Annotated in this window: 5 protein-coding genes; 3 read left to right on the forward strand and 2 right to left on the reverse strand. The window is 42.3% G+C overall.

Annotated elements, in window-relative coordinates; genetic code table 11:
* The first annotated feature begins 181 nt into the window (after positions 1 to 181).
* Positions 182 to 2,056: a TonB-dependent receptor domain-containing protein gene (locus ACKLNX_RS00200; RefSeq protein WP_412970789.1), complete on the forward strand. Its 1,875-nt coding sequence runs from the start codon at positions 182 to 184 to the stop codon at positions 2,054 to 2,056.
* A 112-nt stretch (positions 2,057 to 2,168) separates the two neighbouring features.
* Here the strand turns inward: ACKLNX_RS00200 and ACKLNX_RS00205 are convergent, their stop codons facing one another.
* Both ACKLNX_RS00205 and ACKLNX_RS00210 read right to left on the reverse strand, forming a co-directional pair.
* Positions 2,169 to 3,395, reverse strand: coding sequence for a M24 family metallopeptidase (locus tag ACKLNX_RS00205; RefSeq protein WP_412970790.1), 1,227 nt, complete (start codon positions 3,393 to 3,395; stop codon positions 2,169 to 2,171).
* On the reverse strand, positions 3,392 to 4,285 hold the full coding sequence (locus tag ACKLNX_RS00210) for a DMT family transporter (RefSeq protein ID WP_412970791.1): 894 nt from the start codon (positions 4,283 to 4,285) through the stop codon (positions 3,392 to 3,394). The genes ACKLNX_RS00205 and ACKLNX_RS00210 overlap by 4 nt, the downstream gene beginning before the upstream one ends.
* 92 nt (positions 4,286 to 4,377) lie before the next feature.
* Between ACKLNX_RS00210 and ACKLNX_RS00215 the strand changes: the two genes are divergently transcribed.
* Both ACKLNX_RS00215 and ACKLNX_RS00220 read left to right on the forward strand, forming a co-directional pair.
* Positions 4,378 to 5,052: a GntR family transcriptional regulator gene (locus ACKLNX_RS00215; RefSeq protein ID WP_412970792.1), complete on the forward strand. Its 675-nt coding sequence runs from the start codon at positions 4,378 to 4,380 to the stop codon at positions 5,050 to 5,052.
* Positions 5,053 to 5,417: 365 nt separating this feature from the next.
* Positions 5,418 to 5,600 carry a hypothetical protein gene (locus ACKLNX_RS00220; RefSeq protein WP_412970793.1) on the forward strand — a complete coding sequence of 61 codons (183 nt, stop codon included), beginning with the start codon at positions 5,418 to 5,420 and terminating at the stop codon, positions 5,598 to 5,600.
* The last annotated feature ends 97 nt before the right edge of the window (positions 5,601 to 5,697 follow it).

The raw sequence follows: 5,697 nt of genomic DNA on the forward strand, positions 1-5,697 counted from the left end.
TACCAAGGCCCTATCTACCCATGAAGTTGGAAACTAACACGCCATACAACACTTACACAATTCGACATTTCAACAAACCAATCTAGTCAAAAAGACAGCTGTCACAAGGAGTAGTATATATCGTTAATCCGTCTTATACTCAGCAACCGATGGTAGTGGCTTTGATCCACTCTATTGGGGAATGGCACGTAACCCCTATGATCGTACAAATGCTTACGCTAGACTTGGTTACATGTTTGATGAGATCACAATGGCCGTGGACGTCATGTACTCAAAAACCAAATCCAAAGATGAAATTGACCCCCCATTCGTCTGGGATACGTGGACTACCGTTGACACATTAACAGCTGATGGCATCACCGTGCCGGACTCAGTGCAAGACACTCTAAATGCCTACGGAGACAATTGGCTACTATTGCCTTATACCTTTGACGAAGCGGGTGGCCGTGGTCATAAGAATAAACGCGAGTACTTCTCAAGCAGTTTGACCCTCGAAGGTGATTTAACTGATAATTGGGTTTGGGATATGTACGTCACCACTGGGTTCACAAAAGCAAAACTAAATAGTGACAACGCACTGCGTAATGATCGCTTTAATAGTGGTAATTTTACGCTAATTGGCCCGTGCCAAGATCAAGGTAACTGCCCAAGCTTTAGTCCCTTTGAACCGGCTTCGCAAGAGGTTATTGATTATGTAATGGCTAGTCATGAAACTGTGACTGATGTAACCGGTCATGGCTTCGCAGCGAACGTTTCAGGTGATGCATTTGAGTTGCCAGCAGGAACATTACAACTAAGCGCAGGTGTAGAGTTGCGTTATGAGAGTTTAGACTATCAACCGTCTGAGCTATGGTCATCGGGTAAATTATCTTCACAAAAAACCGGAATAGATGATGTTAGCCGTAATATCAAGGAAGTCTACGGTGAATTTTTGATTCCTGTTTTAAGTGATTCCCCCTTCGCGAAAAGCTTAGAGATTGAAGGCGCACTTCGTTACGCTAAATATTCAACCGAATCTGCCAGCTTCACTAGTTCTAAACTGGGCGTGAACTGGGCCATTAATGATGACTTACGCTTTAGAACCACATATTCACGAGCTGTTAGAGCACCGCAACTAGGTGAAATGTTTGCCGGCACGTCTATTGGTTATGGCGACTTAACCGATCCCTGTGATAGAGACCAAATTGATGGCGGTCCTTCCGACGGGCGCAGAAAAGCTAACTGCCAAGCGCTTGGCATTGCTGATGATTGGGATTCAAACTTAAAAGGTAAGCGCGGTAAAATCATTAGCTCGGGTAATACTGAACTGAATGAAGAAACGGCAACGACATTTACTGCAGGTTTTGTTTTCCAACCTAGCTTTGTTGATAATTTGCGCGTTTCTATCGATTACTACGATATTGATTTGACTGATCTCATCGTCAGCTTTGGTGCGAGCAGTGTACTAAGCAACTGTGTTGATTTAGAAACAATTAATAACGAGTATTGTGGTCAGATTGAACGTGCTAGCAACGGCGATGTGCTGTCTGTAAAAGACACCTTCTTAAATGCCGATAACTCGCGACGTAGAGGGATAGATATTGAAGCTGACTATGCTATTGATATGGCAAAGTCGTTTGATTTATCTGGAACACTCGCGCTAGCAATGGGGCTAACTCACCAACTAGAGAAATCATACACTGAGTACGATTTTGTTGAAGGTAAGCCACTGAAGTATGAGGCTGCGGGCACGCTAGGATCACCAGAGTGGAAAGCTGACATCATGGCCACTTATTCACTCGATGATTTAAGCATACGTTGGACGACCAAGTTCACTCAGGGCGGTCCTCGTTACCAAGACCTAAACCCCGATCGCTATGAAAACCAAAATATCGAAGACTCGATTGTACACAACCTATGGCTTGGTTATGACGTAACGCCAGAGGCGAGTATATATATTGGTGTGAATAATGTGACGGACGAAACTTGGTTAGATAACCCGTTTACAAACTGGGGAAGTCTAAATTACTCCTTACTAGGCCGAGCCTATTATGCGGGTTTGAACTATAGTTTCTAAGCTTGAAAAATAATGATTATTGAGCAAACCAAAGCAATCTTTTCTCCCTGCTCAATAATCAACATACCGCCACTAAGCATCGCTTAGGTGGCAGTTTTTTTTATTTCCGCTGTCAGTTGCCACCATCAGATAGTAAATTAAACGGGTCGTCTAAATTGCGAGAGGGCTCTGTAAACCACCTAGCGCCGCTTTCGGTCATGTAAAAGTGATCTTCAAGTCGAACGCCAAACTGTTCTGGATTGATCACCATTGGTTCATTACTGAAGCACATTCCCGGCGCCAAAGCTGTTTCATCACCACCAACCAAATATGGCCATTCATGGATATCCATGCCAATGCCATGCCCTGTGCGATGTGGAACACCAGGCAATTTGTAATCAGCTTGAAGGTTTAATTGTTTCAGTTCATCACGAACCACATCATCAACAGAAGCACAGGTATTATTCAGTTGCGCGGCATTGAAGGCCACTTCTTGCAGGCGTCTTTCGTATTCCCAGAACTCTCTTTGCGCTTCGGTCGGTGCGCCATAAGCGTATGTTCGAGTAATATCAGAGTTGTAACCAAACAGTTTGCAACCCGTATCGATTAAAACCCAATCGTTCTTCTGTAATGTTTGTTCGAAGTTAACACCATGAGGATAGGCTGTTGCTTGACCAAACAATACAATACAAAATGACGAGCCTGGCGCGCCAAGCTTTTTATGTGCTTGATCAATGAAAGCTCTCACTTGCGCGGTTGTCATCCCTTCACGCAACATGGATGCAGTAGCTTGGTGAACCTTTAGTGTCATGTCCATTGCTGTCTGGATGATCTTTAGTTCGCTCGCAGATTTATGCATACGACATTCAGCACTAATAACTGCACCATCGCACAAAGATATACCCTGTTTATTATTATCTAGCTTCGAGACAAGTGCGTAAGCAGTCGATTCATCAATCGCGAGTTTGCAATTTTCCCCTACTCTCGCAGCTAAAAATTCGAGCATTTTTTCGGTCGGCGATTCATGCTCCTCCCATAGCAATGTCTCTAAGCTGAGAATCATGGCTTGCTCAAGTGAACCTTGCTCAAATGCCGGTGCTATCAGAGTAATAGGCCCTTCTTTAAATACGATTGCACCAACTAGTCTTTCACTGGCATACCAGCGCAAGCCAGTGAAATATTCAAGATTGGTTCCAGCATTTAAATAAAGGGCATCAATCCCTTTCTGTCGCATCAAACTCTGTGCTTTTCCAACACGTTGTTGATATTCCTCTAGCTCAATTGGGCCAACCTGCCCTGCCATATTTTCTAGGGTACTAAGCGCTTGTTCTTCACTTGCACCACCGACACCATGAGTCATGTAATACTCCTGTTTTTAAAAGATACCTGCTGAATTAGCAAGGCGATAATGATTATGACAAGACCGATAATCGTTGATGGGTAGATTATCTCGTCTCGCACGAAATACAATAAAGTTAATGATATAAAGGGCGACAAAAAAATAAGATTAGCAATTACCGATGTATTGGTGGTGAGTTTCATCGCCTTGGACCAAAATAGGAAGGTTATGCCCATTTCAAATAGACCAATATAAACAACGGCGGAAGCGGAAATGGAGGTCAATTTACTGACATCAATAGCGTGCCCTAAGAACACCCATAGTAAGATCGACGCAATACAAAAACTGATGGTTAGTGACACAGTTGCGTCTGCCCCAACTCGCGCATTCAATATCCAGTATGCTGACCACAAAAATGTTGAAAGCAATGCCAGAAAGACCCCCAAGGAGCTATCAAACTGGAATGACGTAATATTGCCTTGTGTCGCGATAATAAAAACGCCAGCATAGCCAAGAAAGCAGCCAAAGCCATCTCTTTTGCGGATCGGGCGCTTTAGAAATATTGCCGACAAAATAGTTAAAGATATTGCCCAAGTATAATTTATCGGTTGAGCTTGAGAACCAGGCAGTAAACTATAAGCGCCAAATAAGACAAAATAGTAACTTATGGGGTTTAGTAAAGCTGACAAGAGATAGTATACTGGTCGCTTGATGAATTCCTTTGGGCATTGTGACGCTTTGTTTTGTACAAAACACGTGATCACCAAGGCTATAGCCGAGCATGTGGTAGCGTAAACCACTAATTCCATTGGACTTAGGTAGTCTAAGGCAATCTTAAATGCCGTCGCTACGGTTGACCAAAGTAGGACTGCCAAAGACGCCCAAAAGTAAGGATTTTCTCGTAAAATCATTTGAATATTCCAAACGGATCTTTTTTTGCATATTGTATACAATAAACATTGTTAGGTATACATAGTTCTCACTGCGAGTTATCATAAATCATATGAGTACTGAATATAAAACCCGAACCCAAATTGTCGTCGAGGCAATCCGCGAAAAGATTTTAACTGGCGAAATAAAAGCCGGTGAACCTTTGCGTCAAAGCGCCTTAGCTGATGCACTAAATGTCAGCAGAATTCCTGTGCGAGAAGCTTTACTGCAACTCGAAGCTGAAGGCTTAGTAGAGTTTGAAGCACACAAAGGTGCCACTGCAACCAAATTATCAACAGAGCAAATGAACGAGTTATTTCAGCTTAGAGCACTATTAGAGACTGAACTGCTGCGTTTAGCCATCCCAAATTTAACCACGGCTGACATTGAAAATAGTCAGGCTTTGTTAGAGAAAATGGCTGAAGCTTATGATAAGGAGGAGACAAAGAGTTCTTGGAGTGATTTAAATACCGAATTTCACTTAAGCCTTTATGGCGCCGCGAATAGACCGCTTACATTAGATGTAGTGCAAAACCTGTATTTAAAATCTGACCGTTATATAAGAATGCATCTTGCTTTGGCAGGCGGTGTGAATAAAGCCGACGGTACACATTCGTTAATATTAGAACAATGTAAAAAGGGTGAAATCGACAAGGCCTGTGAATTGTTACGCGAGCATATTATTAGCTCATCGACAGACGTCATTGCCTTACTCACTGAGTCTTCTGCAAAAAACGTAAAAAAGTGAGTCAGCTGGTTTAAGTTGTTTAGTGAGTATCAATTGGCTAAACACCTATCGCCTTGTGCTGCACGCCGTCGCAACGCTCGTCAACAAAGGAGCAAAATTTTCTCGCGCTTCTCTAACAGAAACATGCTCTATACTCATGTCATCAAAAGAAGGAGTCTGTTTTTTAGCATATAATTTTTCATTTATTCATCTGAAATAACAATAGTTTTGTGTACTCAAAAACACACTCTACCTTATACTTCGATCATTTGCGTACATAATTTATTTTTTACCTCGTTGAAACAACAAATTTCGAGTATTTGCATTTTTAGCTTGAGTTGGTCGTTTGAGGAGGGTCTTGTGCATACAACTTTTTTGGGAAAAAGATGGTAGATTACGCTCAGCCTTTCGAAAAGTATTTTATCGGCAGTGTTACTGCAAAGCCCAAGAGAGCCGTCGGTTCTTTTAAAGGCTACAATTCGACGTTTAATGAGCAAAATACTTCTTTAGTTGACTGGCAAAAAACATCCAATCGCGGTCATAGCCGATACATCCAACACGTTATTTGAAACTTCCCACCGTCATCACCGCGAAGGCGGTGACCTCCAACTATTTAGAGAAATGTTTCGATAACAACAGATTTTATGTTATTGAAATAACTTCTTT

Source organism: Glaciecola sp. MF2-115 (assembly GCF_047250385.1).
GTDB lineage: Bacteria > Pseudomonadota > Gammaproteobacteria > Enterobacterales > Alteromonadaceae > Glaciecola.